Source organism: Rhodococcus sp. NPDC003318 (assembly GCF_042879035.1).
GTDB lineage: Bacteria > Actinomycetota > Actinomycetes > Mycobacteriales > Mycobacteriaceae > Rhodococcus_G.
On the sequence record NZ_JBIAOU010000004.1, the window covers coordinates 99,012 to 125,915 of the forward strand.

Annotated in this window: 21 protein-coding genes; 6 read left to right on the plus strand and 15 right to left on the minus strand. The window is 70.0% G+C overall.

Annotated features, from left to right (window positions below; all coding sequences use genetic code 11):
- Nucleotides 1–2: 2 nt before the first annotated feature.
- Together ACFYVR_RS09910 and ACFYVR_RS09915 are read right to left on the minus strand one after the other, a co-directional pair.
- Nucleotides 3–833: an SDR family NAD(P)-dependent oxidoreductase gene (locus ACFYVR_RS09910; RefSeq protein ID WP_387472236.1), complete on the minus strand. Its 831-nt coding sequence runs from the start codon at nt 831–833 to the stop codon at nt 3–5.
- Nucleotides 830–2,410, minus strand: coding sequence for a flavin-containing monooxygenase (locus ACFYVR_RS09915; protein ID WP_387472238.1), 1,581 nt, complete (start codon nt 2,408–2,410; stop codon nt 830–832). Before ACFYVR_RS09915 ends, ACFYVR_RS09910 begins: the two co-directional genes overlap by 4 nt.
- A gap of 71 nt (nt 2,411–2,481) precedes the next feature.
- On the opposite strand from ACFYVR_RS09915, the gene ACFYVR_RS09920 reads away from it, so the two are divergent.
- Complete coding sequence (locus tag ACFYVR_RS09920) at nt 2,482–3,090, plus strand: TetR/AcrR family transcriptional regulator (RefSeq protein ID WP_387472240.1); 609 nt, start codon at nt 2,482–2,484, stop codon at nt 3,088–3,090.
- Nucleotides 3,091–3,104: 14 nt separating this feature from the next.
- On the opposite strand, the gene ACFYVR_RS09925 is transcribed toward ACFYVR_RS09920, so the two are convergent.
- The 6 genes from ACFYVR_RS09925 to ACFYVR_RS09950 all read right to left on the minus strand — a co-directional run bounded on the left by ACFYVR_RS09925 (nt 3,105) and on the right by ACFYVR_RS09950 (nt 15,140).
- Nucleotides 3,105–4,511, minus strand: a complete 1,407-nt coding sequence (locus ACFYVR_RS09925; RefSeq protein WP_387472242.1) for a selenium-binding protein SBP56-related protein — start codon at nt 4,509–4,511, stop codon at nt 3,105–3,107.
- A gap of 148 nt (nt 4,512–4,659) precedes the next feature.
- A complete protein-coding gene (locus ACFYVR_RS09930) occupies nt 4,660–8,520 on the minus strand; it encodes a multifunctional oxoglutarate decarboxylase/oxoglutarate dehydrogenase thiamine pyrophosphate-binding subunit/dihydrolipoyllysine-residue succinyltransferase subunit (RefSeq protein WP_387472244.1) in 3,861 nt (1,286 codons plus the stop codon).
- Nucleotides 8,521–8,654: 134 nt separating this feature from the next.
- Nucleotides 8,655–12,455 carry an ABC transporter ATP-binding protein gene (locus ACFYVR_RS09935; RefSeq protein WP_387472246.1) on the minus strand — a complete coding sequence of 1,267 codons (3,801 nt, stop codon included), beginning with the start codon at nt 12,453–12,455 and terminating at the stop codon, nt 8,655–8,657.
- 43 nt (nt 12,456–12,498) lie between these two features.
- Nucleotides 12,499–13,260 (minus strand): hypothetical protein, encoded by a 762-nt coding sequence (locus ACFYVR_RS09940; protein WP_387472248.1) that lies wholly within the window; start codon nt 13,258–13,260, stop codon nt 12,499–12,501.
- On the minus strand, nt 13,257–14,252 hold the full coding sequence (locus ACFYVR_RS09945; protein ID WP_387472250.1) for an ABC transporter ATP-binding protein: 996 nt from the start codon (nt 14,250–14,252) through the stop codon (nt 13,257–13,259). The genes ACFYVR_RS09940 and ACFYVR_RS09945 overlap by 4 nt, the downstream gene beginning before the upstream one ends.
- 36 nt (nt 14,253–14,288) lie before the next feature.
- A complete protein-coding gene (locus tag ACFYVR_RS09950) occupies nt 14,289–15,140 on the minus strand; it encodes an LLM class F420-dependent oxidoreductase (RefSeq protein WP_387472695.1) in 852 nt (283 codons plus the stop codon).
- Nucleotides 15,141–15,279: 139 nt separating this feature from the next.
- On the opposite strand from ACFYVR_RS09950, the gene ACFYVR_RS09955 reads away from it, so the two are divergent.
- The 3 genes from ACFYVR_RS09955 (at nt 15,280) to ACFYVR_RS09965 (ending at nt 19,590) form a co-directional block, all read left to right on the plus strand.
- Nucleotides 15,280–16,266: a diiron oxygenase gene (locus ACFYVR_RS09955; RefSeq protein ID WP_387472253.1), complete on the plus strand. Its 987-nt coding sequence runs from the start codon at nt 15,280–15,282 to the stop codon at nt 16,264–16,266.
- Between the two features lie 46 nt (nt 16,267–16,312).
- A complete protein-coding gene (locus ACFYVR_RS09960; RefSeq protein ID WP_387472255.1) occupies nt 16,313–18,085 on the plus strand; it encodes an FAD-dependent oxidoreductase in 1,773 nt (590 codons plus the stop codon).
- Nucleotides 18,086–18,264: 179 nt separating this feature from the next.
- On the plus strand, nt 18,265–19,590 hold the full coding sequence (locus ACFYVR_RS09965) for a diacylglycerol/lipid kinase family protein (RefSeq protein ID WP_387472257.1): 1,326 nt from the start codon (nt 18,265–18,267) through the stop codon (nt 19,588–19,590).
- Here ACFYVR_RS09965 and ACFYVR_RS09970 read toward each other — a convergent pair whose 3' ends face one another.
- The 7 genes from ACFYVR_RS09970 to ACFYVR_RS10000 all read right to left on the minus strand — a co-directional run bounded on the left by ACFYVR_RS09970 (nt 19,591) and on the right by ACFYVR_RS10000 (nt 24,701).
- Complete coding sequence (locus ACFYVR_RS09970; RefSeq protein ID WP_387472259.1) at nt 19,591–20,220, minus strand: DUF305 domain-containing protein; 630 nt, start codon at nt 20,218–20,220, stop codon at nt 19,591–19,593.
- Between the two features lie 67 nt (nt 20,221–20,287).
- Entirely contained in the window at nt 20,288–20,686 is a 399-nt protein-coding gene (locus ACFYVR_RS09975; RefSeq protein ID WP_387472261.1) for a DUF6153 family protein, read from the minus strand.
- A gap of 8 nt (nt 20,687–20,694) precedes the next feature.
- Nucleotides 20,695–21,384, minus strand: a complete 690-nt coding sequence (locus ACFYVR_RS09980; protein ID WP_387472263.1) for a hypothetical protein — start codon at nt 21,382–21,384, stop codon at nt 20,695–20,697.
- Nucleotides 21,385–21,463: 79 nt separating this feature from the next.
- Nucleotides 21,464–22,081, minus strand: a complete 618-nt coding sequence (locus ACFYVR_RS09985; RefSeq protein WP_387472265.1) for a TetR/AcrR family transcriptional regulator — start codon at nt 22,079–22,081, stop codon at nt 21,464–21,466.
- Entirely contained in the window at nt 22,078–22,836 is a 759-nt protein-coding gene (locus ACFYVR_RS09990) for a tyrosine-protein phosphatase (protein ID WP_387472267.1), read from the minus strand. The genes ACFYVR_RS09985 and ACFYVR_RS09990 overlap by 4 nt, the downstream gene beginning before the upstream one ends.
- Before the next feature lie 133 nt (nt 22,837–22,969).
- Complete coding sequence (locus ACFYVR_RS09995) at nt 22,970–23,998, minus strand: glutathione S-transferase family protein (RefSeq protein WP_387472270.1); 1,029 nt, start codon at nt 23,996–23,998, stop codon at nt 22,970–22,972.
- Nucleotides 23,999–24,008: 10 nt separating this feature from the next.
- Nucleotides 24,009–24,701 carry a GNAT family N-acetyltransferase gene (locus tag ACFYVR_RS10000; protein WP_387472272.1) on the minus strand — a complete coding sequence of 231 codons (693 nt, stop codon included), beginning with the start codon at nt 24,699–24,701 and terminating at the stop codon, nt 24,009–24,011.
- Nucleotides 24,702–24,803: 102 nt separating this feature from the next.
- Between ACFYVR_RS10000 and ACFYVR_RS10005 the strand changes: the two genes are divergently transcribed.
- Nucleotides 24,804–25,403, plus strand: a complete 600-nt coding sequence (locus ACFYVR_RS10005) for a PadR family transcriptional regulator (RefSeq protein WP_387472275.1) — start codon at nt 24,804–24,806, stop codon at nt 25,401–25,403.
- Nucleotides 25,400–26,902, plus strand: coding sequence for a DHA2 family efflux MFS transporter permease subunit (locus tag ACFYVR_RS10010; RefSeq protein ID WP_387472697.1), 1,503 nt, complete (start codon nt 25,400–25,402; stop codon nt 26,900–26,902). The genes ACFYVR_RS10005 and ACFYVR_RS10010 overlap by 4 nt, the downstream gene beginning before the upstream one ends.
- Nucleotides 26,903–26,904 lie beyond the last annotated feature (2 nt).

Below are 26,904 nucleotides of genomic sequence, written 5' to 3' on the forward strand. Positions count from 1 at the left end.
ACCTACTTCCCGGCGGGCAGCACGCGGCCGGCGATCTCGGCGACGATCCGCTGGTAGCCCGACCCCGTCACGCGGACCCAGGCGTCGAGCAGCTTGGCGTCGGCGCCGATCAGTACCCGCGCCTTGCCCTTTCGGACACCGTTCACGATCGTCGACGCGGCGTCCTCGGGGGAGGTCCGGGCGAGCCTGCGGTCGAAGAACTCGGCGAACGTCGCGACGTCCTGGCCCGGCCCCGCGGTCGCGTTGCGGGCGATGGCGGTCTTGATGCCGCCGGGGTGCACGCAGGTCACCTTGACCGGGTGGTTCGCGATGAGCATCTCCTGGCGCAGCGACTCGGTGAACCCGCGGACCGCGAACTTCGCGGAGTTGTACGCGCTCTGACCGGGCATCGACAGCAGACCGAACAGGCTCGACACGTTGATCACGTGCCCGTCGCCGGACGTGATCAGGTGAGGCAGAAACGCCTTGGTGCCGTTGACGACTCCCCAGAAGTCGACGTCCATGATGCGTTCGATGTCCTTGAACTCGGAGCGCTCGAATTCGCCGTGGTACGCGATGCCGGCGTTGTTGTAGACCTGGTTGACCTTGCCGAAGTGTGCGACGACGGCGTCCGCGTACTCGAGCACCGCTTCGCGCTGGGTCACGTCGACGTGATCGGACTTGACGTCGGCTCCCAACCTCTCTGCCTCCCTCGCCGTTTCGGCAAGAACGATCGAATTCTGATCGGACAGAGCAAGTTTGGCTCCGCGGGCGGCAAGGTCGAGGGCGAGGGCGCGGCCGATGCCCGACCCGGCGCCGGTGATGACGACAACCTTGCCTGCGAATTCGCTCACTGCACACTCACCTTCTCGTCGTCGTTGTCGGGGGTGGTGACCGAGGCGCCCACGGCGGGTGCCGGGAGATCGGCGACGCCCACACTGTCGTAGGCGTCGAGGTCGAACTTGCGTGTGATGCTGCGGAACTCGAACGTGAACCCGGGCCACAGCGTGGTGTTGTTGCCGTGCTTGTCGAGGTACCAGCTGGCGCAACCGCCGTTGTTCCAGACGCTGTGGGACAGCTTCTGCTGGATGTCGCGGTTGTAGCGGTCCTGCGCGTCCTGGCGCACCTCGATGGTTCCGATGTCGTTGCGTTCGACGGTGTCGATCGCGTCGACGACGTAGCGCAGCTGGGACTCGATCATGAACACCATCGAGGTGTGGCCCAGGCCGGTGTTCGGTCCGACCAGGAAGAACATGTTGGGGAAGTTCGCGATCGCCGACCCCTTGTAGCCCTGCTGGCCGCTGGCGTCGAAGACCTCGGCCAACGAGCGGCCGTCGCGGCCGAAGATGCCCGCGAACGTGGGGGAGTCGGTGACGTGGAAGCCGGTGGCGACGACGATGGCGTCGACCTCGCGGGCGCGACCGGTGTTGTCGACGATGCCGGTCGCGGTGACCTCGGCGATGCCGTCGGTGACGAGGTCGACGTTCGGCTGCGTCAGGGCCGGGTAGTAGTTGTTCGAGATCAGCATGCGCTTGCAGCCGATCCGGAAGTTCGGAGTGACCTTGCGGCGCAACTCCCGGTCCTTGATCTGGCGGCGCAGGTGCCGCTCGGCCGTGAACTGCAGCGGCTTCATGAACACCGGGGCCTTGGCGAGCCCGACGACCTGACTCTCCCGCATCAGGTAGATGCCGAGGCGGGACAGCTTCTGGAAGCCCGGCACGTACTTGAAGGCCAGCCGCTCGGCCGCGGTGTACTCGCGGTCGGCGCGCGGCAGGATCCACGGCGCGGTGCGCTGGTACACGTCGAGCTGCCCGACCTCCGCGGCCAGCTGCGGGACGATCTGGATCGCGGAGGCGCCGGTGCCGATCACCGCGACGCGCTTGCCGGTCAGGGAGTAGTCGTGGTTCCACTGCGCGGAGTGGAAGATCTCGCCGGTGAAGCCCTCGATGCCGGGGATGTCCGGCAGCGACGGTTCGCAGAGGGCGCCGACGGCGCTGACGACGATCTTCGCGACGAAGCTACCCCGGGTCGTCTCGACCACCCAGCGGGAGGTCTCGGCGCTCCAGCGCGCGGACTGCACGTCGCAGTCGAAGACGTGCTTGTCGAGCACGTTGTACCGGCGCGAGGCCGACTCGATGTAGCGCTGGATCTCGGGTTGCCGCGAGAACGAGCGGGTCCAGTCGGGGTTGAGCGCGAAGGAGTACGAGTACAGGTGGGACGGGACGTCACAGGCGGCACCGGGGTAGGTGTTGTCGCGCCAGGTGCCGCCGACGTCGGACCCGCGCTCGAGGACGAGGAAGTTCGTCTTGCCCGCCTGGGTGAGCTTGATCGCGGCGCCGAGGCCGGCGAAGCCACTGCCGATGATCAGGGTGTCGATCTCGCGTGCGGAGGTCTCGCGTGCCGCGGCGGTACCTGTTACTGGTCGACTCATGTATCGAAGAATATGGGCTTACTGAGTCGTAGTCAACAGTTTGTTGACCGGTGTTCAGTAGAGTGTCGGGCATGGAGGTGGTCAAGCGCACCCGGATGAGCCCGGCGGAGCGGCGCGCGCAACTGCTCGACCTCGGCGCCCGGATGCTGGCCGAACGGCCACTCGAGCAGATCTCCGTCGAGGAGATCGCCGACCAGGCCGGCGTCTCCCGCGGCCTGCTGTTCCACTACTTCGCGTCCAAGCACGACTTCCATCTGGCGATTGTCCGCCACGCGGGCGCGGACATGCTGGCGAACACCGAACCCGATCCCACCCTCCGGCCGATGGAGATGCTCCACGCCTCCGTCTCCGCGTACGTCGACTACGTCAGCGCCAACCGCAACACCTATCTCTCCCTGCTGCGCGGCAGCGCGAGCGGCGACGAGGAGATGCGCGACGAGTTCGAGCGCACCCGCGCGGTGCAGGCCGACCGCATCGTCAGCCATCTGCCGCGCCTGGGCATCGCACCCGACGCCCGCATCATCCTCGCCGTCCGCGGCTGGATCGCGTTCGTCGAGGAGGCCACCATCACCTGGCTACGCGACCCGCAGATCAGCCGCGACGAACTCGTCGACCTGCACGTGCAGGCGTTGCCCGCGGTCACGCTGACCCCGGGCGTCGCGGCCGCACTGCTGCGGTAGCCGCGCGGTCACGGCTACCGATAGCAGTAGGAGTCGGACGATGCATCACCGCCCTGGAGTCGGACCTGGTGCGCCCGCAGGCCCCGGAAGTCCCCGTCGTGCGGGAAGAAGCGTTCGTCGACGGTCATCCCACCGCGAGGATCCGTGTGCATCAACGCCATCCAGGCGCCGACGCCGTCCGGATAGAACTGGTCGTCCCAGGCGCCGTAGAGGGAGTTGGTGACATAGACCCGCTCGCCGTCCCGGCTGATCTCGACCATCTGCGGACCGCCGGACAGCGACTCGGTCGGCGCCGCCGGATGCGCTGCGCGGCCGACGATCCCGCCGAGGTGGACGGACGCGGTCTCCGTCGGGTGGGCGGGGTCGCGGACGTCGAACTGCTTGAGTTCGCCGGTGCCCCAGCATGATACGTAGAGGAAGTTGTCGTCGACCGACAGGTCGATGTCGGTGACCAGCGGGGGCACCGCGCCGAACGGTTTCAGCGCGGGTGGCAGCCGGTCCGGATCGGCAGGTACGGCCGGGATGGTGATCACCTTGTCCACCGCCCAGTCGCCGTCCTCGCGGTGCCACCGCCAGACCGAGGCCGACAGGTCCGCGGTCGAAATGACGACACCGACGAATCCCCACGTGGCCTCCGGGTCGTGCGACGGGCGCAGTTCGAGCGGCATCTGGTGCTGCGCGCCGAGGTCCACCCGCTGCTGGTGCTCGCCCGTGGCGAGGTCCCAGAAGTGGAGTGCGTGCCCGTACTCGTTCGCCAGCAGCAGCTCGGGCACGAGGCCGTCCTCGAGCATCGACGGTGTGCCCCATTCGCTGCTGATCAGCGTGTTCCGGCCCAGATGCCACCACGCGTCGTACGCGAAGTACTGCGGGCCCCGGTCGGTTTCCCACTGCCGGAGCACGTCGAACGTGCCGTGATCGAGCAGCGCGATCCCGCCGGGGCCGTCCGATCCGTCGGCGCCGCCGAGGCACGTCAGGAACACCCCGTCCGGCCCACAGTGCAACGTGTGCGGTCGGGAGTAGCCGGCCTTCGCGGCGAGATCGGCGGCGTCCACGACCCTGGCCACGGTGGGGTGACGCGGGTCGGGCCCGGTGTCGAGCACGTTCAGGGAGGACGAGCGCAGGCCGGGCACGATCAGGTAGCGGCGGGCCAGCCCCGCCATGTCGTGACCCTCGTGCTTCAGCGCGCTGCTGCATGCGTTCCAGCCGAAATGGTGCAGCTCGTTGCCCAGCCCGGGAACCTCGGTCCAGCCCACCACCCGGCCGTAGGTGTCCGAGCCGGCATCGACGTCGACCACGCACATCGCGTCGGGTTTGTCGGCCGCGCGATCGAACGCGGCCACGTAGGCCAACTTCTCCGGTGGTGCTGCGGCCGCGTCCGCCGCGGTCCGATAGAAGGTGGGGTCGATGGCTGGCTGATTCATCTTCAGCCTCCTTCGTCGAGACGATGAGACCCACTCGTCAGCCTATGAGAACCCGCCGAGGTACTCCAGACACCACGAAGCCGGGTCGAATCCATCCCGTGGGGTGAACTCGACCCGGCTCAGTGGTAGCGGGCGATCACTCAGGCGATCAGCGGAATGCCTCGTCGATGATCTCCTGCTGCTCGACGGCGTGCACCTTGCTCGAACCCGACGACGGGGCGGACATGGCGCGGCGGGAGATGCGCTTGATGCCGGTCAGCAGATCGGGCAGCAGCTCCGGCAGGGCCAGACCGAACAGCGGCCACGCACCCTGGTTCGCCGGCTCCTCCTGGACCCAGCGGAACTCGGTGGCGTTCGGGTACTGCCGCAGGGTCTCGCGCAGGCGGCGGCTCGGCAGCGGGTACAGCTGCTCGATGCGGACGATCGCGACGTCGTCGCGGCCCTCCTTCTGCTTGCGCGCGAGCAGCTCCCAGTACAGCTTGCCGCTGACCAGCAGGACGCGGGTGACCTTGGTGCGGTCGCCACCGCCGGTCTCGTACACCGGCTCCTCGAACACCGAGCGGAACTTGCCGGTGGTGAAGTCCTCGAGCTCCGAGACCGCGGCCTTGTTGCGCAGCATCGACTTCGGCGTGAACACCACGAGCGGACGACGGATGCCGTCGAGGTGGTGGCGGCGCAGCAGGTGGAAGTACGACGCCGGGGTGGACGGCACCGCCACGGTCATCGAGCCCTCGGCGCACAGCTGCAGGAAGCGCTCGATGCGGCCGGAGGTGTGGTCCGGACCCTGCCCCTCGTGGCCGTGCGGCAGCAGCAGCACGACGTCGGACAGCTGGCCCCACTTGGCCTCACCGGAGGAGATGAACTCGTCGATGATGGTCTGCGCGCCGTTGACGAAGTCGCCGAACTGCGCCTCCCAGAGCACCAGCGCGTCGGGGTTGCCGACCGAGTAGCCGTACTCGAAGCCCAGGCCCGCGTACTCGGTCAGTGCCGAGTCGTAGACCATGTACTTTCCGCCGTTGTCCGCGTTCGACGCGATCTGCGAGATCGGGTTGTACTCGTCGCCCGTCTTGCGGTCGATCAGCACCGAATGCCGCTGCGTGAACGTGCCCCGGCGCGAGTCCTGCCCGGCCAGGCGCACCAGGGCGCCCTGCTCGACCAGCGAACCGAACGCGAGCAGTTCCGCGAACGCCCAGTCGATCTTGCCTTCGCGGGACATCTCGTGCCGCTTCTCGATGACCGGCTTGACGCGCGGGTGCACCGTGAAGCCCTCGGGGACGTTCAGGAACGCATCGCCGATCCGGGCGAGCGTCGCCGCGTCGACCGAGGTGGTCAGGCGGGCGGGCGGGGTCTGGTCGAGCTCGACCGACTCCGACGGCTCCGGCTTGAACTTCTCCAGCTCGCGAACCTCGTTGAACACGCGCTCGAGCTGACCCTGGTAGTCCCGCAGGGCGTCTTCGGCTTCCTTGAGCGAGATGTCGCCGCGGCCGATCAGGGCCTCGGTGTAGCTCTTGCGAACGGAACGCTTGGTGTCGATCAGGTCGTACATCGCGGGCTGCGTCATCGACGGGTCGTCGCCCTCGTTGTGACCGCGCCGGCGGTAGCAGATCATGTCGATGACGACGTCCTTGTTGAACTTCTGGCGGAAGTCCACGGCCAGCTTGGCCACCCAGACGCAGGCCTCGGGATCGTCACCGTTGACGTGGAACACCGGCGCGCCGATCATCTTCGCGATGTCCGTGCAGTACTCGGACGAACGCGAGTGCTCCGGCGCGGTGGTGAAGCCGACCTGGTTGTTGACGACGATGTGCACGGTGCCGCCGGTGCGGTAGCCGCGCAGCAGCGCCAGGTTCAGGGTCTCGGCCACGACACCCTGACCGGCGAACGCGGCGTCGCCGTGCAGCATCAGCGGGAGCACGGTGAAGCCGGTCTCGCCCTTGTCGAGGATGTCCTGCTTGGCACGGACCAGCCCCTCGAGAACCGGGTCGACCGCCTCGAGGTGTGACGGGTTCGCGGTGAGGGACACCTTGATGTCGTTGTCGCCGAACATCTGGATGTAGTTGCCCTCGGCGCCGAGGTGGTACTTCACGTCGCCGGAGCCGTGCGCGGCCGCCGGGTTCATGTTGCCCTCGAACTCGGTGAAGATCTTCGAGTACGGCTTGCCGACGATGTTCGCGAGCACGTTGAGTCGGCCGCGGTGCGGCATGCCGATGACGACCTCGTCGAGGCTGTGCTCGGCCGACTGGTCGATCACGGCGTCCATCATCGGGATGACGGACTCGGCGCCCTCGAGCGAGAACCGCTTCTGGCCGACGTACTTGGTCTGCAGGAAGGTCTCGAACGCCTCGGCGGCGTTGAGCTTGCTCAGCACGTACTTCTGCTGGGCGACGGTCGGCTTGACGTGCTTCGCCTCGACCCGCTCCTGCAGCCACGCCGTCTGCTCGGGGTCGAGCATGTGGGTGTACTCGACGCCGATGTGGCGGCAGTACGCGTCCCGCAGGATCGACAGGACGTCGCGCAGCTTCATGCGGTCGCGGCCGTTGAAGCCGCCCACGCTGAACTCGCGGTCGAGGTCCCACAGGGTCAGATCGTGGGTCGTGACGTCGAGGTCGGGGTGGCTGCGGAACTTGTCCTTGACGAACTGCAGCGGATCGGTGTCGGCCATCAGGTGACCGCGGTGGCGGTACGCCGCGATGAGCTCGAGCACACGGGTGCTCTTGTCGATCGCGCCCTCGGGCACGTCCTGGCGCCAGCGGACCGGCTCGTAGGGGATGTGCAGCGAGTGGAAGATCTCGTCGTAGAACTCGTCGCTGATCAGCAGGTTGTGGATCGTGCGCAGGAAGTCGCCGGACTCGGCGCCCTGGATGATCCGGTGATCGTAGGTCGAGGTCAGCGTCATCAGCTTGCCGACGCCCATCTCGGCGATCTTCTCGGCGCTCGAGCCCTGGAACTCGGCCGGGTACTCCATCGCACCGGCGCCGATGATCGCGCCCTGCCCCTTCATCAGGCGCGGCACCGAGTGGACGGTGCCGATGCCACCGGGGTTGGTCAGCGAGATCGTCACACCGGAGAAGTCCTCCGCGGTGAGCTTGCCGTCGCGAGCGCGGCGGACGATGTCCTCGTACGCACTGTAGAACTGCACGAAGTTCATCGCGTCGGTGCCCTTGATGGCGGCGACGACGAGGGAACGGCTGCCGTCCTTGCCGGGCAGGTCGATCGCCAGGCCGAGGTTCGTGGCGGCCGGCGTGACGACGTTCGGCTTACCGTCGACCTCGGCGAAGTGGCGGTTCATGTTCGGGAACGCCTTGACGGCCTGCACGATGGCGTAGCCGAGCAGGTGCGTGAACGACACCTTGCCACCGCGGGTGCGGGCCAGGTGGTTGTTGATCACGATCCGGTTGTCGAACATCAGCTTCGCGGGGATGGCGCGAACACTGGTGGCGGTCGGAATCTCGAGCGAGGCGGACATGTTGCGAGCGACCGCGGCCGCGGCACCGCGCAGCACGGCGGACTCGGCCTGGCCCGTCGGGGCGGCCGGAGCAGCGGGCTTGACGGCCGGAGCGGCGGGCTTCGCGGCCGGAGCGGCGGCGGGCTTGACGGCCGGAGCGGCCGCGGCCTTGACGGTCGGGGCGGGAGCAGCAGCGGCGGGGGCACTCGGCGGCGTCGGGGCGGTCGCGGCGGGACCGGGCGAAGCGGAGGTGGGCGCGGGAGCTGCGGCGGGTGTCGCGGTGCCGTTGGTCGCGGTGCCGTTGGTGGCGGTGCCGTTGGTGGCGGTGCCGTTGGTGGCGGTGGGAGCGGCGGTGCCGTTGGTGGCGGCGCCGTTGGTGGTGGAGGTGGCTGCGGCGGCGGTCGCGGGGATCTGCCCGTTCGCACCCGACGCATCCGGCTTGTAGTCGGTGAGGAATTCGTGCCAGCTCGCGTCCACGGATGAGGGATCATCCTGGAAACGCTGGTACATCTCGTCGACAAGCCACTGGTTCTGTCCGAATTGTGACGTAGAACTGCTGCTCACGGCAGGTGTTCGCCTCGTTTCTTTCTTGTGTCCCCGATCAGCGCTTGTACACCCGAGGCTAGTCCCCTCCGGGTACGAGCGTGCACGGGGCGCGCGTCGAGTGAGCTGGGTCACTCGTGCGTGATCCGCTCCCACTAGTCGAGGACAGTCTCGGCGGCTCGATTATTCCCCACCTGGTTGGCCGTCGCGTCCCAGAGGTCCTCGTACGGACCGCCCGCATGCCGAAGCACGGCGTGCGGGCCCGCTTCGACGATCCGGCCGCCGTCGATCACGACGACCACATCCGCGCGGGCCGCGGTCGCCAGCCGGTGCGCGACGACCACGGACGTCCGCTTCCGGGTGAGCAGCCGGCCCGCCTCGAGCACCGTCCGCTCGGTCGCCGGATCGAGGGTCGCGGTCGCTTCGTCGAGCAGCAGCAGGTCCGGGTCGACCAGCTCGGCGCGGGCCAGGGCGACGAGCTGGCGCTGGCCCGCGGACAGCCCCTGCCCCCGTTCGCCGATCGGGGTGAACATGCCGCCGGGCAGGGCGGCGATGGTGTCGAGGGCGCCGACCGCGCGGGCGGCGGCGGTGATCTCGGAACGGGTGGCGTCGGGTCGGCCGTACGCGATGTTCGAGGCGATGTCCCCGGAGAACAGGTGAGCTTCCTGCGGGACCACACCGAGTCGGCCTCGGTACTCGTGCAGCGGGTATCCGCGCAGGTCCACGCCGTCGACGCGGACCTCGCCCGTGGTCGGGTCGTAGAACCGGGCGAGAAGTTTGACCACGGTCGACTTGCCGGCTCCGGTGCGTCCGACCAGGGCGACCGTGGTGCCGGGTGAGATCTGCAGGCTCACAGCCTGCAGTGCGTCGGTGTCAGCACCTTGATACCGGAACGTCACAGTGTCGAAATCGACCGAGCCCTGAAGGTGCCCGAGGATCGGGGTGGTGTCGGCCTGCGTCGCCGTCTCGATCGAGCTCGGAGTGCGCAGCAGGTCGCCGATCCGACGCAGACCGACCTGCGCCTGCTGGTAGCCGTCGAACACCTGCGACAGTTGCTGGATCGGACCGAACAGCAACCCGAGGTAGAGGACGAAGGCGACCAGCACACCGGACGTCGTCGCACCGTCCGCGACGCGCATCGCCCCGACGTACACGACCGCGGCGAGGGCCAGGTCGGACAGCAGGGTGATGAACGGGAAGTACAGGGAGATCGCGGTCTGCGAACGCATCCGAGCGCGGCGGTAGCTGTCCGCGCGCTCCGCGAACCGTCGGGCGGCGAAGTCCTCGCGGCGGTAGGCCTGTGCGGCGCGCAGACCGGTGACGTTCTCCTGGAAGTCGGCATTGACGATCGAGATGCGCTCGCGGGAGACCGAGTACGCCGTCGACGAGATCTTCCGGAAGATCAGCGTCGCCACCAGAAGGGGCGGCACCGCGGCCAGCGCGACCAGGGCGAGGACCGCGTCGGTGAGCAGCAATGCCACCGAGATCCCGACCACGGTCAGCACACTGACCACCGCCGTGGACAGCCCGGTCTGCAGGAACGACGACAGCGCGTCGACGTCCGTGGTCATCCGGGTCATGATCCGGCCGGACAGTTCCCGTTCGTAGTAGTCCAGACCCAGCCGCTGCAGGTGCGCGTAGCTGCGGACCCGCAGCCCGTACAGGACCTTCTCGCCGGCCCGCGCGGTGATCACCGTCATCACCGCGACGACCAGCCAGTCGCCCGCGACGAGCGCGACACCCGCCGCCGTCGCCCACCACAGGGCGGCCGGCTCGTCCGGCGTGACCCCGTGGTCGATCGCGAACCGCACGATCGACGGGAACAGGATCGAGGCCAGCGAATCGAGTGCCAGGCACACGACGACCGCGGCCAGGAGCCAGCGGACCGGGCGCAGCAGCGTCGCCAGACGGAAACCCGGATCGGGCTCACGCAGTTCGGCGTCGCGCAGGCCGGGCTGTTCGGTGGCGGGAGGCAGCGCGGCGACCGCCTCGCGCAGCTCGGGTGTGGCCGCGATGTCACCCATCGCCCCCGACATCGGTCCGCCTCCACCGCGGCCACCGGGACCACCGCCACCGCCCGCCGACGCGCTGCGGGCCGGGACGGCGTCGGTGACCACCGCGTCGAACGCCGCGCCGGGGACGACGTCGGGCCACAACCGGTCGTCGGTCGGGTCGGGTCGGTCGGGCCGCGCGTGCGGCTCCTCCGGGGTCGCGGAGTCGTCCGGGTCGGCGAGCAGCGCCCGGAACAGCGGGCAGCGGACCTCGAGTTCCGCCACGGTTCCGGTGTCGATGACGCGTCCGGCGTCGAGAACCGCGACGCGGTCCGCCAGCGACAGCGTCGAGCGGCGGTGCGCGAGGATCAGCGTGGTGCGGTCGCGCTGCGTCCGGAGGGTGTCGAAGATCGCGGCCTCCGTCGCCGCATCCACCGCGGACGTGGCGTCGTCGAGGATCAGCAGGCGCGGATCGACGAGGAGGGCCCGGGCCAGGGCGACGCGCTGCCGCTGACCGCCCGACAGTGTCAGTCCGCGTTCGCCGACGACGGTGTCGTAGCCGTCCGTGAGCGATTCGACGAACTCGTCGGCCTGGGCCATCGCCGCGGCCGCCCGGATCTCCTCGGCGCTCGCGTCGGGCCGGCCGAGGGCGATGTTCGCGGAAATGGTGTCGGAGAACAGGAAGGGTTCGTCGAACACCAACCCCACCGCCTCCCGCAACTGGTCGGCGCGCAGGGTGGCGATGTCGTAGCCACGTCCGTCCACCGTCAGCGCGATGGTTCCGGCGCTCGGCGCGTAGAACCGCGGCAGCAGCAGGGACAGTGCGGTCTTCCCGGATCCGGCGTGACCGACGACGGCCACCGTCTCACCCGGGGCGAGATCGAGGTCGACTCCGTCGAGGATCGGCCGGGCGTCGTCGAATCCGAAACGGACACCCCGCAGGCGCACACCCACCGGCCCCGCCGGCAGGGACACCGGGTGGGGTGGGTCGGCGACCTCCGGTTCGGAGTCGATCACCTCGTAGACACGCTCGACCGCGGCGCGCGACAGTTGCGCCATGATCACCACCGACGACAGCAGCCGGGACACGTTCGACATCGTCGCGACGTAGGTGGCGAACGCGAGGAACGTGCCGACGGTGATCGTGCCGTTCAGTGCCAGGACACCGCCGAACGCGATCACGCCGACGAGGCCGAGCTGCGGCAGCGCGGCCATCGTCGGCGCGAACCGGGCGTTGATGCGGGCCGCCCGCAGCCGTTCCGAGTACAGGGCGCGGCCGAGGTCCTCGAGGCGTCCGACCGCCCGGGACTCCTGACCGAAACCCTTGACCACCCGGACCCCGGTCACCGTCTCCTCGACGTGCTGGGCGAGGTCGGCGGCGCGTTGCTGCGCCGACCACGTCGCCGCGAACAGCGTGGGCCGCAGCGTCCACACCAGCACCGCCATCGCGGGCACCACCAGCAGTGCGACGACGGTCAGAAGCGGTGACAGGAACGCCATCACGACGATCGCGAGCACGAACTGGATCAGGGCACCCGCCGACAGCGGCACCATCGCCAGCAGACCCTGCACCAGCTGCAGGTCGGTGATCGACCGGGACACCACCTGCCCGGTGCGGATCTGGTCCTGCCCGACACCGTCGAGTCGCTGCAACGACCCGAGCAGGCCGAGCCGCAGGTCGTGCTGGACGTCGAGCGACAGCCTGCCCGCGAGCATCCGGCGTCCGAACTGGCAGCCGAAGCGAACCACCCCGAGGGCGGCGATCGCGGCGGCGACGGCGGCGATCGTGCCGGTGACGCCGGTGGTGGCGTCGTCCACCGCGATCCGGGTCAGCAGCGGGAACGCGATGTCGATGAGTGCGGCGATCAGGGTGACCGCGAGCGCACCGACGGTCAGGCTTCGGTGCCGCCAGCATTCGGCGGTGAGACGACGAATCCAGCCCGGACGAGTAGCGGTGGTAACCATTACAACCCACGTTAACGGCACGCGGCGACAGGCCCTCCCGCAGTCAGGTCACGTCGCGTCGCCGGGTCGCCCACCAGCCGAGCCCGGCCGCGACGGCGGTCCAGGCGATCAGCGCGATCACGGCCGCGGGCCAGGGCGCGAACCCGTCGAGCGGCCCGGCGGGGGAGACCACCGTCGACCACGTCACCGCGCCGGGCAGCCACGCGCCGAGCGACCCGGCGCCGAGCCCGGCGAGGATCGCGATGGTGATCAGCTCACCCACCGGGTACCACGCGACGAGCGCGATGGCCGCCGCGGTGGGGGACGCGAACAACAGACCCAGGCCGGCGCCGATCAGGGACCACAGAGCGGTGGCGAGCACTCCCGCGGCGAGCATGCCGAGGATCGCGGGCGACAGCGAGAACCGGTCGCCGCCGAAGACGACCATGCAGGCGACCGCGACGAGTTCGACTGCGACGGCGTAGCCCACCCCGAACAGCGCGGTCACTCCGAGCTTGACGGCGAGCACCGGATCCCGGCCGCGGGTGGTGAGGAAGGTCGGTGTCAGGGTGTGGTGCCGGAACTCGGTGCCCGCATTGACCGCGCCGAAGATGCCGGCGAACAGGATCGCCCAGGCGATCGCGACGACCAGTCCGATCGACACCGCGCCGGTCGACAGTTCGGAATCGACCGAGTCGAGGCTGTCGGCGACGGCCGCGTAGATCGACCCGGCGAAGAGCGCGACGACGAGCGGGGCGAGGGCGAGTGCCCACCAGAACCGCAGGGTGAGGACCTTGCGCAGTTCGGCGGTCACCAGCGCGGTCATCGGGTACCTCCGGGAAACTGGCCGGGTGGGTACGGCGCCGGCGGGCCGTACTGCTGCTGCGCCGGGAACTGCGGCGCCGCGTACTGTCCAGCCGTCATCGCCAGGAACACCTGCTCGAGGTCCACGTGTTCGGTGGTGATCCCGAAGACGTGGACCCCGGCCGTTACGGCGATGCCGGTCACCGTCACCTCCGGGACTCCGCGGACGGCGAGCCGGCCGTCGGGCATGAGCTGGGCGTCGGTGAACCCGTTGGCGCCGAGCGCGAGTGCCAGGGTCGCCGGGTCGGACGCGGCGACGAAGACCCGCGCGCTGTGCTGCGCCCGCAGGTCCTCGATCGCGCCCTGGTGGACGAGGGAACCGCGATTGACGATCACCAGTCGGTCGACGGTCTGCTCGAGTTCGCGCAGGAGGTGGCTGGACACCAGCACGGTGCGGCCGGTGCGGGCGAAGGCGCGCAGGAACTCTCGCAGCCAGGCGATGCCCTCGGGGTCGAGACCGTTGGCGGGCTCGTCGAGAACCAGGATCTGCGGGTCGCCGAGGAGCGCGGTGGCCAGTGTGAGCCGCTGGCGCATGCCGAGGGAGAAGGTTCCCGCACGTTGCCGTGCCACCGATTCCAGGCCGACCAGGTGCAGCACCTCGCGGGCGCGGGCGTCGGGTACGCCGATGGCGGCGGCGTAGACGTCGAGGTGCGCAAGCGCCGTCCGTTTCGGATGCAGGCTGAGCGAGTCGAGGGCCGCGCCGACGGTGCGGGCCGGGTCGTGGAGCGCGCCGAACGGCATCCCGGCGATCGTGCTGTGTCCCGACGTCGGGGTGACGAGTCCGAGCAGCATCCGCAGGGTCGTCGTCTTCCCGGATCCGTTCGGTCCGACGAAGCCGGTGATCGACCCGGCGGGCACGGTGAAGCTCAGGCCGGAGACGGCGTGCACCGCACCGAACTGCTTGGTCAGCCCGACGGCCTCGACCGCCGGGGTGACCGGGACACCTGCACTCATGTGGTGCAGACTAAGGCACCCTGCCCGCCGGGACCGTCAGCCGCGCAACCCCAGCGCCGTGGCGAGTTCGGCCAGTGGCGGCAGGGCGTCGCCGGTCGGGGGCAGGGACTGCACGCAGACGTGGTCGGCGCCCGCGTCGAGGTGCTCGGTGACCTTGGCGGCGACGGTGTCGGCGTCGCCGTGCGCGACGAGGGCGTCGATGACGGCGTCGCTGCCGTCGTTCGCGATGTCGTCGTCGGTGAAGCCGAGACGTGTGAGGTTCGAGGTGTAGTTGCGCAGCTTCAGGTACGGGTTGGCGACCGGGGGGCGTCCGATCTCGCGGGCGGCGGCCGGGTCGGTGCCGATGACGAACTTCTGTTCCGGGGCGAGCAGGGTCCCGGTGCCGAGGAGTTCGCGTGCCTCGCGGGTGTGCTGCGGGGTGGTCAGGTACGGGTGGGCGCCGGCGGCCCGGTCGGCGGCCAGCCGCAGCATCTTCGGGCCGAGCGCGGCGAGGACGCGCCGTGACGCGGGCACTCCGGCGTCGTCGAGGACGTCGAGGTACTCGACGACCGCCTGGTACGGCTTGCGGTACACGTCCTTCGACGCCTCCGGGTGGCCGACACCGACTCCGAGGAGGAACCGGCCGGGGTGCTTGGCCTCGAGACGGTGGAAGGACTCGGCGACCTCGGCGGCGGGGGCGTTCCAGATGTTGGTGATGCCGGTGGCGACGACGAGGGTGGTGGACGCGTCGAGCACCTGCTCGGCGATCTTCAGGTCCGCCGGTGGCGATCCGCCGAGCCAGAACGTGCCGTAGCCGTAGCTCTCGAGCTCACGGACGAAGTCGGGGGTCAGGCCGTAGGCGTGGCGCCAGACGCCGAATCGTCCGAGGTCGGGTGTCTGTGTGGTGATGGTCACCCTGGGGTCAACAGCCGGCGCCGTGCGCCCATTCCGGACGGGCCCTGGATTTGAATGGAACTACCAGTTACAGTTAACCCGAGTTGCGGGCCGCCGGCCCATCCACCGCTCGTCACCACACCAGGGAGAAGCGATGACACTGTCGACGACACGAAACGGCCTCGACCGGGACGGATACGAGGACGTCCTCCGGCGGCTGTCCGAGGCGTCGGTGGACAAGCACTTCGACCCCTACGTCGACATCGCCTGGGACTCGCCGGAATTCGCGGTCACGCCGAACGACCGGCGGTGGATCCTCAACCCGGAGGACGACCCGCTCGGTGCGCACCCCTGGTACCAGGCGCTTCCCGACGAGCGCAAGATCGAGATCGGCATGTGGCGCCAGGCCAACGTCGCCAAGGTCGGCCTGCAGTTCGAGAACATCCTGATCCGCGGCATGACCCAGTACGTCTTCTCGCTGCCGAACGGCTCCGCCGAGTACCGGTACTGCACCCACGAGTGCATCGAGGAGGGCAACCACACCCTGATGTTCCAGGAGATGGTCAACCGGATCGGGGTCGACGCTCCCGGCATGGGCCCGGTGATGCGGGCGCTCTCCCCGTTCGTCCCGCTCGCGGCCGGACCGCTGCCCGAACTGTTCTTCGTCGGCGTCCTCGCCGGTGAGGAGCCGATCGACCACATCCAGAAGTCCTTCCTGCGCGGCGACGCCGACCTCCACCCGATCATGAAGGGCGTCATGGCGATTCACGTCGCCGAGGAGGCCCGCCACATCTCGTTCGCGCACCAGTACCTGCGTCGCCGGGTGCCGCGGATGTCGCGGCTCGGCCGGTTCGGCCTGTCGATCGCGATGCCGATCACCATGCGCATCCTGTGCGACGTCATCGTGGTGCCCCCGAAGTCGTTCTGGCGCCGGTTCGACATCCCGAAGTCCGTCCGCAAGGACCTGTTCTGGGGCTCGACGAGGTCGCGGCAGACGCTGCGGAACTACTTCGGTGACGTCCGCATGCTCGCCCAGGACGCCGGGCTGATGAACCGTGCCTCCGCGCTCGTGTGGAAGGCCTGCAGGATCGACGGTGACGCGTCGCGCTACCGCAGCGAACCGGTGCGCCGCGCCGCCTGAGCGCAGTCGCCCCGCCCCGCCGCCGACCCCCCGATCGGAATCCCTCATGCCCCACGTGGTCACCCAGTCCTGCTGCAGCGACGCTTCGTGCGTCTACGCCTGCCCGGTCAACTGCATCCACCCGACGCCGGACGAGCCCGACTTCCTCACCGCCGAGATGCTGCACATCGACCCCGCGGCGTGCGTCGACTGCGGCGCCTGCGTCTCCGCGTGCCCGGTCGACGCGATCGTCCCGCAGAAGAAGCTGACCGAACCCCAGTTGCAGTACCTGTCGATCAACGCCGACTACTTCACCGAACCCCACGAGGACCGGTCCCGGATCGGCGGCACCGAGACCCGGCCGGCACTGGCCAAGGTGACGGAGGCGGCGCGGGTCGAGCGCGACCGGGGTCCGCTGCGTGTCGCGATCGTCGGCGCCGGGCCGGCCGCGATGTACGCGGCCGACGAACTGCTCACCCAGCGCGGCGTGACGGTCAACGTCTTCGACCGGCTCCCGGTGCCGCACGGCCTCGTCCGTGCCGGGGTCGCACCCGACCACCAGAAGACGAAGCAGGTCGGGCGGCTGTACGACACCATCGCGGCGCAGCCGGGATTCGAGTACTTCCTGGGAGTCGAGATCGGCAGGCACCTCACCCACGCCGAACTGCTCGCGCACCACCACGCCGTGATCTACGCGTCCGGTGCGTCGGCCGACCGCGCCCTCGGCGTACCCGGCGAGGGACTCGCGGGCAGCGCGTCGGCGACCGACTTCGTCGCCTGGTACAACGGACATCCCGACCACGCCGGTGACCGGTTCGACCTCTCGCACCGCCGTGCGGTTGTCGTCGGCAACGGAAACGTCGCGCTCGACGTGGCCCGGATCCTCACCACCGACCCGGACCTGCTGGCCGGCACCGATATCGCCCCCTACGCGCTGGAGGCGTTGCGGCACAGCCGGATCGACGAGGTCGTGGTGGTCGCCCGCCGCGGTTTCGCGCAGTCCGCCTTCACGGTGCCCGAGTTCGCCGGTCTGCTCGACACGCCCGGGGTGGACGTGGTCGTGGACCCGGCCGAGGCCTACCTCGACCCGGCCAGCCGGGCGCTCGCCGACAGCGGCGACCTCGATCACGCGGTCGCGCAGAAGGTACGCCTGCTGGCGCGCCTCCCGGAGCCCACACCGGGGCGCCGCCGCATCACCTTCCGGTACCTGCTCTCGCCGACCGAGATCCACGGCGTCGACACGGTCGCCGGAATCACCTTCGCCCGCAACGAGTTCGTCGTCGGGGAGGACGGCGGCCTCGGGGTCCGGGTGACGGGGGAGACGGACACCGTCGACGCCGGGCTGGTGCTCACCTCGATCGGGTATCGAGGGGTCCCGATCGACGGTGTTCCGTTCGACGACGCCCGCGGGGTCATCCCCAACGCCGACGGTCGCGTCCTCGACGCCCCCGGCGGTGCGGCGGTGCCCGGTGTGTACGCGACCGGGTGGATCAAGCGGGGGCCCAGCGGCTTCATCGGCACCAACAAGTCCTGCGCGCAGGGCACCGTCGGACGGCTCGTCGACGACTTCAACCGCGGGCTGTTGCGTGCGCCCACGGCCGGCATCGCCGACCTGGCCCGGCTGGTGTGCGATCGCCGCCCCGAGACGATCGACCGGGCGGGATGGCGGGCGATCGACGCCGAGGAACTGCGTCGTGGCGCCGAGCGCGGCCGGGTCCGCGAGAAGATCAGCGACGAGGCGGAACTGGTCGCGATCGCGCGGTCCGCCGCTCGGCCGGCCGCCCCGCGGACCGGGGTTCGGGAGGTCCTGCGACGACGCAAGGAGTTCGTCACCTCCTGAACGCCGCGACACTTCCGCCGAAGCGCGCCGCGACACCGTCGCCGAAGCGCGCCGCGACACCGTCGCCAAAGCGCGCCGCGACACCGTCGCCAAAGCGCGCCGCGACACCGTCGCCAAAGCGCGCCGCGACACCGTCGCCAAAGCGCGCCGAAGCGGCCGGTGCGGTGCACAATCACCGCATGACTCTCGTAGAGGCCCAGCCCCGTGCTCAGCGGTGGTGGGCGCGAGCCGCGTTTGCCGCGCTGGTCGTCGCCATCCTGCTCCCTGTCGTGGTGGCCGGCGTGTTCGGCACCCTGACGCTGCTGGTGTCGGTCATCGGGACACTCGTGGTGATGGCCGCGACCGGTTTCTGGTTCCTCGCGGGTCGCGGTGCGGCGCGGTGGATCTCGCTCGCGATCGCGATCCTGACGCCGATCGCGGTGCTCGTCCTGTTCGTCAGCCAGGGGCTGCTGTGGGTGGTGATCGTCGTCGTCGTCCTCGTGGCGGTCGCGTTCGCCTGCGCGCGGGTCGCGCTCGCAGAACCCGCGCCCGCTCCGGCGCCCGAGACGCCGGCCCCGCCACCGAGCAGGCCCTTCCTGGTGATGAATCCGCACTCCGGTGGCGGCACGGTCGTCAAACACGACCTCGTGCGGCGGGCCGAGGAACTCGGCGCCGAGGTCGCGTTGCTCGAGGGCCCCGGTTACGTCGACGTCGAGGCGCTCGCCCGGGACGCAGTGGCGCGCGGTGCGGACCTGCTCGGTGTCGCCGGCGGCGACGGGACACAGGCGCTGGTCGCCGGCGTCGCCGCGGAGCACGACCTGCCGTTCCTGGTGATCAGCGCGGGCACCCGCAACCACTTCGCGCTCGATCTCGGGCTGGACCGGGACGACCCGGCGGCGTGCGTCGACGCGCTGCGCGACGGGCTGGAGTTGCGGGTGGACCTCGGTATGCTCGGTGACCGCGCATTCGTCAACAACGCGTCGTTCGGGGTGTACGCAGAGATCGTGCGGAGCCCGGCCTACCGCGACGACAAGCGCGGAACCGTCCTGAAGATGCTGCCCGACCTGCTCGGGGAGGGCGGTGGGCCGCGCCTGTCCGTGACGGCGGGCAACGTCTCCGTCGACGGGCCGCAGGCCGTGCTGATCAGCAACGGGCCGTACCGCACCAACGACCTGGCGGGGCTCGGTCGCCGCACCACGCTCAACAGTGGTGTGCTGGGCGTGGTCACGGTGTCGGTGGCAAACGCCCGCCAGGCGGTCGGCCTGATCGGGCGGGTCCACGAACGCGGAATGACGCAGCAGGAGGTCATCGAGGCGGTCCTCGACTCGGACACCGGCGAGGTGGCCGTCGGACTGGACGGCGAATCGCTGAGCGTGCAGACGCCGGTCACCTGCAGGGTGCTGCCCGGTGCGTTGCGGGTTCGGGTGCCGCTGAACCGGCCGGGGGTGCGACCGCCGAAGGCGACCCTGGACTGGGTTCGCCTGCGCTCGTTGGCCTGGGGTCGCACCCCCACACCGGTCGCCTGACTACTGGAGCATCGCCCGCATCTGCTCGATCTCGGCCTGCTGCGCGGCGATGATCTGCCCCGCCAGTGCGCGGACCTGTTCGTCGACGCCCTCCGCCTGGATCTGCCGTGACGAGTCGACGGCGCCCTGGTGATGGGCGATCATCATCTCCAGCCAGGCGTGGTCGAACTCGGTCCCGGACGAATTCTCCAGTGCCGTCATCTGTTCGGACGACATCATGCCGTCGTGCACGGTCATGCCGCCCGGCATCGAGTGGTCGGTGCCGCCGGGCATCGCCGGCACACCCCACGCGGCGAGCCAGCCGGTCATCTGCTCGATCTCGGGGTTCTGGGCCGCCTCGATCCGCGCCGCCAACGACAGCAGTTGCGGGTTGTCGGTGCGGCCCTCGGCGAGCGCGGCCATCTCCACTGCCTGCCGGTGGTGCGGAATCATCATCTGCGTCCACATCACGTCGGCGGCGTTGTGGTCGGACGACGTCTCACCCGACGGTGCCGGGGTTGCCATCGGCATCGAGGTCATGGGGCCCATGGGGCCCGTCGAGTGGCCGTCGTTGTCGTCGTTCGAACATCCCACGAGAACGGCGCCGGCGATGGCGACGGCCGCGACAACGGTCATGCTGCGTGTGTTCATTTCTCTGCCTTGCTCTTTCGTGTGCTGGTGACATGGGCCGGACTGCGCGCAGCGCGCAGTGGCCCTGTCACACCCTGAGGAGGCAGAGTGCGGCGAGTCGGGTGGAGGTGGGTCGGGCGAACGGGGGACCGCGGCCGAACCCGGCCGGCACGACCCGTCGCCGGTCCGGCCGGGTGCCGGGGTCGGTGATCACGCCGAACAGCATCAGCACGACCAGCAGTGCCACACCGGAGGACAGGACCGCGAGGCAGGTGGCGAGCATGTGCTGGCCGTCGGAATGACCCCCGGTGCCGTCGTGGTCGGGCATGCCCGCGCCGGGGTGGTCGGTGGTGACGTGCGCGGCGGCGGGCGTCGCCGCGGCCGTTGTCGTGGTCGCGACGTGATGCATCGCCAGCACGCCGAGGATCACGGCGAGCAGCAGGACCGCGCGGTGCGCTCCGGTGCGGGTCGTGATCGGCCGGCTCATGCCGAGGATTATACCCCCTCCGGGTATGGCTCCACGGTGATCGCCCACTGGGCGGGTGCCGGGCCGAACGCGTCACGGGCATTGGCGACGACACCCTTGCCGATCGCGCGGTTGCCCGCGCTGCCGATGACCGCACCGATCCCGGCGGGCACCAGCTTGCCGAGGACGAGGGCGCTGCGCCTGGCGGCGAACTTGGTGACGAACGTGTGCAGCAGCGTCTGGTTCATCCCGTGCATCGTCTGGGTGGGGAGCTTTCCGGACAGCAGCGACCCCCAGTTCTTCGCTGTCACGCCGACGGCCTTCTCGACGATCTCCATGCCTGCGGTGCCCAGCGCGACCGACAGCACCAGCGCCTTGCGTCGCTCGTGGTTCTCGACGGGGATGCCGTGGACCGACGCGACGGCGAGGGTGAACAGCGCGCTCGCCTCCAGGAAGAACAACGTCTCCGCACCGACCGCCGCGAGCGACCCCGCCGTGCCGACGGCGGGGACCGCCGCGGTGGCACCGACCGCGCCGCCGCTGCCGGTGACCGCCGTCAGGAAGACACGTTCGAGGCGGTCGACGATCTGCTGGGGGCTCTCGTCGGGGTGCGCGCGGCGCAGACGGGACACGTGGGCCTCGACCGCCGGCCCCTGGAGTCGGGCGCCGTTGTCGAGCAGCGACGCGATTGCCCGCTCGATCCGTGCGGTGACGTTCATCGGTGCATTCTATCCGCGCCGGCGTCGCCGCCCGTGCGTGCTCCTGGTGGCTGGAGTCACCAGGAGCACGCACGGTATGTCAGTCGGCGCACATGCCGCGCCATGCCACGTCCAGGGCCGCGGCGCATCGTGCGTAGGCGTCGGCTTCGGCGAGCGTGGCCCCGCGGACGACGGTCTGGTAGTAGAAGACTCCCGCGAGGAGGTCGAAGCAGGCCTCGACGTCGAGATCGTCGCGGAGCACGCCCCGCTCGATCCCGGCGCGGAGTGCGTCCTCGATCGGCACGCGGCGCCGTGACACGTGCGAGTCCCAGTACGCCTTCTGCAGTTCGCGGTCCGCCATCGCCATGCTGATCCGGCGCCGGAACCGCTCCTCGGGGTACGCGGCCGGTTCCGCGCCGGCCTCCGCCTCGAGGAAGGAGCCGAGGACGGCCTCGCGGAGGTCGCCGTCGGTCGGGATCGGTGCGGGCATCCCGCGCCCGGTGTCGACGGCGGTGGCGACGAGCGCGGTGATCGACGGCCAGCGGCGGTACAGCGCAGCCCGGCTGACGCCGCTGCGTTCGACGATGCGGGTTACCGTGGGTGTCTCGTTCTCGTCGACGAGTTCCAGTGTCGCGGCGAGGATCTGCGCGTCGATGTCGTCGTTGCGGGGGCGTCCGGGGCCGCGGGTCCCGGACGCGTCAGGCCCGGTGACGGTCATGCACCGAGGGCGCGCCGCCGCAGCCGCGCCACCGTGTCGTCGCCGAGGCCGGCGGCCCGCAGCGGTGCCAGGGCGTCGCCGTGCCGTTCGCGGAGCAGGGCGAGCGTGTTCCGCATCGGAACGTCCCAGTCGGTGTCGTCGCGCTGGAAGGCTTCCTCGTCGAGATCGAAGCCCATCCGCGCCATCACGGTGCCCATGACCGGGTTCATGCGGGCGTGAACAGCGTCGATGTTGGTGCCGGTGATGCGGTAGTCGGCGACCACGGCGTCATCGTCGGCGCCGAGGACGAGCAGCAGCGAGGCGGCGAGGACCCCCGTTCGGTCCGCACCCGCGGCGCAGTGGAATGCGGTGGTGCCCGGCGCGAACGCGATGATGTTCAGAGCCGTGACGATCTGCGGCGCAGCACTTTCCAGCATGAAGGCGTACATCTGGTCGAACTCGGAGCGCGAGGCGGGCACCGGGAAGTCGGTGCCGATCCGGCTGATGTCCATCATCAGCGGCAGATGGTGGTACGCGACGGGATGCCCGGCGAGCGGTCCACGCCCGGTGTGCGCGACCTCGGCGCCCGACCGGAGGTCGATCACGCTCGCCAGTCCGCGGGCCACGAGGTCGCGGGCGCCCTCCTCGGTGATCGTGGACAGGTCGTCCGCCCGGATCGCCAGGCCCTCGCGCAGCACTCCTCCTTCGATTGGGATGCCGCCCAGGTCACGGAGATTTGCCGGAGCGGTGCGGGTGATGTCGAGGGTGGTGGTCAAGGTGGTCCTCCTTCGGACGAGGGCGCTGCCGTCGAACTGCCCGAGGCGCCGCGCGGAATTACGAGACTACCGTACTTGAAATAGGGCGACGGGTGAACACCCGGTGGCGCGGGTGTGATCCGGGACGCAGGCTTCAGCCGGCCGAGTGCTCCGGGGGCACGACCTCGTCGGGCTTCGGCGCAGGCGGCGGGGTGCCGTCGCCGAACGGTCTGCCGCCCAGCGCTTCCCGGCCGTGCGGCGTCAGCCAGCCGGACAGGTCCGGGCCCTTGGGCACGATCTGTGTGGGGTTGATGTCGGTGTGCACGACGTAGTAGTGCTGCTTGATCGCGGTGAAGTCGACAGTGTCGCCGAAGCCGGGTGTCTGGAACAGGTCCCGTGCGTACGCCCACAGCACGTCCATCTCGGCGAGCTTCGAGCGGTTGCACTTGAAGTGGCCGTGGTAGACGGCGTCGAACCGGACCAGGGTCGTGAACAGCCGCACGTCGGCCTCGGTGATCGTGTCGCCGACGAGGAACCGGCGATCCGACAGCCGGTCGGTCAGCCAGTCCAGGCGTGCGAACAGCCGATCGTAGGCACGTTCGTACGCCTGCTGGGATCCGGCGAATCCGCACCGGTAGACGCCGTTGTTGACGTCGCGGAACACCAGTTCCGCGACTTCGTCGATCTCGTCGCGCAGCGCGTCGGGGTACAGCTCCGGGGCGCCGTCGCGGTGCAACGCCGTCCACTCGGTGGACAGGTCGAGCGTGATCCGGGGGTAGTCGTTGGTGACCACCTTCCCGGTCGGCACGTCGACGATCGCCGGAACGGTGATGCCGCGCGCGTAGTCCGGGTCCCGGGCGAGGTACGCGTCGCGGATGCGGGGGATCCGCAGGACGGGGTCGAGGCCGTCCGGGTCGAGGTCGAAGGTCCAGCTGCGCTCGTCGTGGGTGGGTCCGCACACGCCCATCGACAGGACGTCCTCGAGGCCGAGGAGCCTCCGGACGATGACGGCCCGGTTGGCCCACGGGCAGGCCCGCGCGACGACGAGGCGGTACCGGCCGGGTTCGACGGGCCAACCCTCGCGGCCGTCGGCCGTGATCCGCGTGTCGATGTACCGGGTGTCCCGGACGAAGTCCCGGCCCGCCTCGACGTACCTGCCGCCTGCGCTGCTCTCCTCGGTCATCGCTCCCAGCCTACGGCGCGGCGAGGGTGATCTCGGTGACCGAGCCGAGTTCCTCGAAGCCGAGGCGGGCGGCGAGCCGCCGGGACGGGGTGTTCCCCGGGTCGCTGCTCCACTGCGGGATCATCCCCTCGTCGATCGCGTCGTTCGTGCACAGGCGCCCGACGACCGATCCGTGCCCGCACCGACGCGTGCCGGGTGCCGTCAGCACCGCGACGCGGGCGACGATGCCCTGCCACTCCGCGTACCCCGCTCCGGCGAGCGGGTTCTCGTCCTCGTCGAGCAGGGTGAACCAGTTGCGACGGCTCGTCAGATCCGCCTCCGCGACGTCGTCGGGTGGGCACAGCGACTGCAGCGCCTGCACGTGCGGCAGGACGTGGGAGATGAGCGGGTTGTCGACGTCGATGTCGGCGTGCACCTCCGAGGCGTACGCCAGCAGTCGCGGCCCGGTACAGCGGCCGCCGTGGTCCCGGGTGAGCTCGACGAGTGTGGACCGGGACGCGAGCGTCTCGTCGGTCACGTCGGCCGCGCGCGCGAGCAGCCACTCGGGCCCGATCAGGGCGCTGGCGCCGCCGAGCCGGACGAACCGGATCGTGTCGGTGGCCGGTCCTACAGTGCGGGTGCCGGGGCGGCGGAGGGCGTCGTCCGGCAGTCCGAGTTCGCGGCACCAGGCGAGGGAGACGATGTCGAGTTGGTGCGAGTCCACGTCGTCGACGCTATCGGGTCGAGCGCGTGGGAGCACTTGGCGCTCGTGTGTTCCACGCCGTATATTCCGTCTGGACTATTCCGGTATCGAGGAGGTGGCGCCGTGACCGTCACACCGCTCGCGATCACGGTCCTGGCCCTGCTCAACGAGCGAGACATGCACCCGTACGAGATGTATCAGGTGCTGCAGCAGCGGCGGGGTGATCGGCTGGTCAAGCTGCGGCCCGGCTCGCTCTACCACACGGTCGCCCGGCTCGACCGGGACGAGATGGTCGTCGCGGTCGGCACCGATCGCGACGGGAACCGCCCCGAGCGCACCACCTACGCGATCACCGACGCCGGTCGCCGGACGCTGCGTGAACGCGTGACGGAGATGCTCGGGCAGCCCGTCCGCGAGTACCCGCAGTTCCCGCTCGCGCTCGCCGAGGCACACAACCTCGACCGGGACACCGTGGTGCGCCTGCTCACCGACCGGATCGGGCGCCTCGAACAGGACCTCGCCGAACTCGACGCGAGCCGCACCGCGGTCGCCGAGCTCGGCAAACCGCGGGCCTTCTGGCTCGAACTCGACTACCTCCGAGCCGTGGCGCGCACCGAGATCGACTGGCTCCGCGGGACCGTCGACGAACTCGACGACGGTGCGCTGCCCTGGATCACCCCGGACCTGGTCCGGGCCCAACTCACCCGACAAGCAAGGGACTGACCGTGACCGAGACCAACCGAGCCGCCGAGATCCGGCAATGGCCGGCGCTGTGGGCGCTGTGTCTGGGCTTCTTCATGATCCTCGTCGACTCCACGATCGTCGCGGTCGCCAACCCGGCGATCATGGAGAACCTCGGCGCCGACATCAACAGTGTGGTGTGGGTGACCAGCGCGTACCTGCTCGCGTACGCGGTGCCGCTGCTGATCACCGGACGCCTCGGCGACCGATTCGGGCCCAAGCGGCTCTACCTGCTCGGCCTGACCCTGTTCACCGCGGCGTCGCTGTGGTGCGGCGTGTCCGGCAGCATCGAGATGCTGATCGTGGCGCGCGTGTTCCAGGGGTTCGGTGCGGCCCTGATGACGCCGCAGACGATGGCCGTGATCACCCGGATCTTCCCGCCCGACAAGCGCGGCACCGCGATGGGCCTGTGGGGCTCCGTCGCGGGTGTCGCCACCCTGGTCGGTCCGCTGGCCGGTGGCGTGCTGGTCGACGGTCTCGGCTGGCAGTGGATCTTCATCGTCAACGTGCCGGTCGGTGTCGTCGCGTTCCTGGCCGCGGTGCGGTACGTCCCGACCCTCGAGACCCACGAGCACAGCTTCGACATCCCGGGCGTGATCCTCAGCGCCGCCGGCATGTTCTTCCTCGTCTTCGGGCTGCAGGAGGGAAACACCTACGACTGGTCCGCGCGGATCTGGCTGATGATCGCGCTCGGTGTCGTGCTGCTCGGGGTCTTCGTCTGGAACCAGTCGCGCAACCGGAACGAGCCGCTGCTGCCGCTGGAGCTGTTCCGGGACCGCAACTTCTCGCTCGCCAACATCGCGATCACCTCGATGGGGTTCGCGATCACCTCGTTGGTGCTGCCCCTGATGTTCTACGCGCAGGCGGTGCGCGGGCTGTCGCCGACCGGGTCGGCGTTGCTGATGGTGCCGATGGCGGTGCTCACCGGCGTACTCGCACCGAACGTCGGCAAGCTGGTGGATCGGGCGCACCCGCGCTACATCGCCGCGCCCGGTTTCCTGATGCTCTCGGTGTCGCTGGTCTGGCTGGCCGCGGTGATGAATCCGCACACCGCGATCTGGGAGCTGCTGTTGCCGATCGCGCTGATGGGTGTCGCGAACGCGTTCATCTGGTCGCCGCTGGCCGCGACCGCGACCCGCAACCTGCCGCAGCATCAGGCCGGTGCCGGGTCCGGTGTCTACAACACCACCCGGCAGGTCGGCGCGGTGCTCGGCAGCGCCGGCATCGGCGCCCTGATCACGTCGCGGCTGGCCGCCAACGGTGTGCCCGACACCGGTACCGCACACGAGGGCACGGCCTCGGTGATGCCGGACTTCGTCGTCGACGGGTTCAGCTCGGCGATGAGCCAGTCGGTACTGCTGCCCGCCGCGGTTCTGCTGGTCGGTTTCGTTGCGTCGCTGTGCTTCTCGCGGCCGGTGCGGGGAGGTGTGCAACCGGACGCCGTGGCGGCCGCCGACAGCCGCGGACCTGTGGCAGGCTGACC

Excerpts from the sequence above, each read along its gene's own strand:
- ACFYVR_RS09915 (WP_387472238.1), bottom strand. The coding sequence starts at position 2,410 with ATGAGTCGACCAGTAACAGGTACCGCCGCGGCACGCGAGACCTCCGCA.
- ACFYVR_RS09920 (WP_387472240.1), top strand. The coding sequence starts at position 2,482 with ATGGAGGTGGTCAAGCGCACCCGGATGAGCCCGGCGGAGCGGCGCGCG.
- ACFYVR_RS09925 (WP_387472242.1), bottom strand. The coding sequence starts at position 4,511 with ATGAATCAGCCAGCCATCGACCCCACCTTCTATCGGACCGCGGCGGAC.
- ACFYVR_RS09935 (WP_387472246.1), bottom strand. The coding sequence starts at position 12,455 with ATGGTTACCACCGCTACTCGTCCGGGCTGGATTCGTCGTCTCACCGCC.
- ACFYVR_RS09940 (WP_387472248.1), bottom strand. The coding sequence starts at position 13,260 with ATGACCGCGCTGGTGACCGCCGAACTGCGCAAGGTCCTCACCCTGCGG.
- ACFYVR_RS09945 (WP_387472250.1), bottom strand. The coding sequence starts at position 14,252 with ATGAGTGCAGGTGTCCCGGTCACCCCGGCGGTCGAGGCCGTCGGGCTG.
- ACFYVR_RS09955 (WP_387472253.1), top strand. The coding sequence starts at position 15,280 with ATGACACTGTCGACGACACGAAACGGCCTCGACCGGGACGGATACGAG.
- ACFYVR_RS09960 (WP_387472255.1), top strand. The coding sequence starts at position 16,313 with ATGCCCCACGTGGTCACCCAGTCCTGCTGCAGCGACGCTTCGTGCGTC.
- ACFYVR_RS09965 (WP_387472257.1), top strand. The coding sequence starts at position 18,265 with ATGACTCTCGTAGAGGCCCAGCCCCGTGCTCAGCGGTGGTGGGCGCGA.
- ACFYVR_RS09970 (WP_387472259.1), bottom strand. The coding sequence starts at position 20,220 with ATGAACACACGCAGCATGACCGTTGTCGCGGCCGTCGCCATCGCCGGC.
- ACFYVR_RS09975 (WP_387472261.1), bottom strand. The coding sequence starts at position 20,686 with ATGAGCCGGCCGATCACGACCCGCACCGGAGCGCACCGCGCGGTCCTG.
- ACFYVR_RS09980 (WP_387472263.1), bottom strand. The coding sequence starts at position 21,384 with ATGAACGTCACCGCACGGATCGAGCGGGCAATCGCGTCGCTGCTCGAC.
- ACFYVR_RS09985 (WP_387472265.1), bottom strand. The coding sequence starts at position 22,081 with ATGACCGTCACCGGGCCTGACGCGTCCGGGACCCGCGGCCCCGGACGC.
- ACFYVR_RS09995 (WP_387472270.1), bottom strand. The coding sequence starts at position 23,998 with ATGACCGAGGAGAGCAGCGCAGGCGGCAGGTACGTCGAGGCGGGCCGG.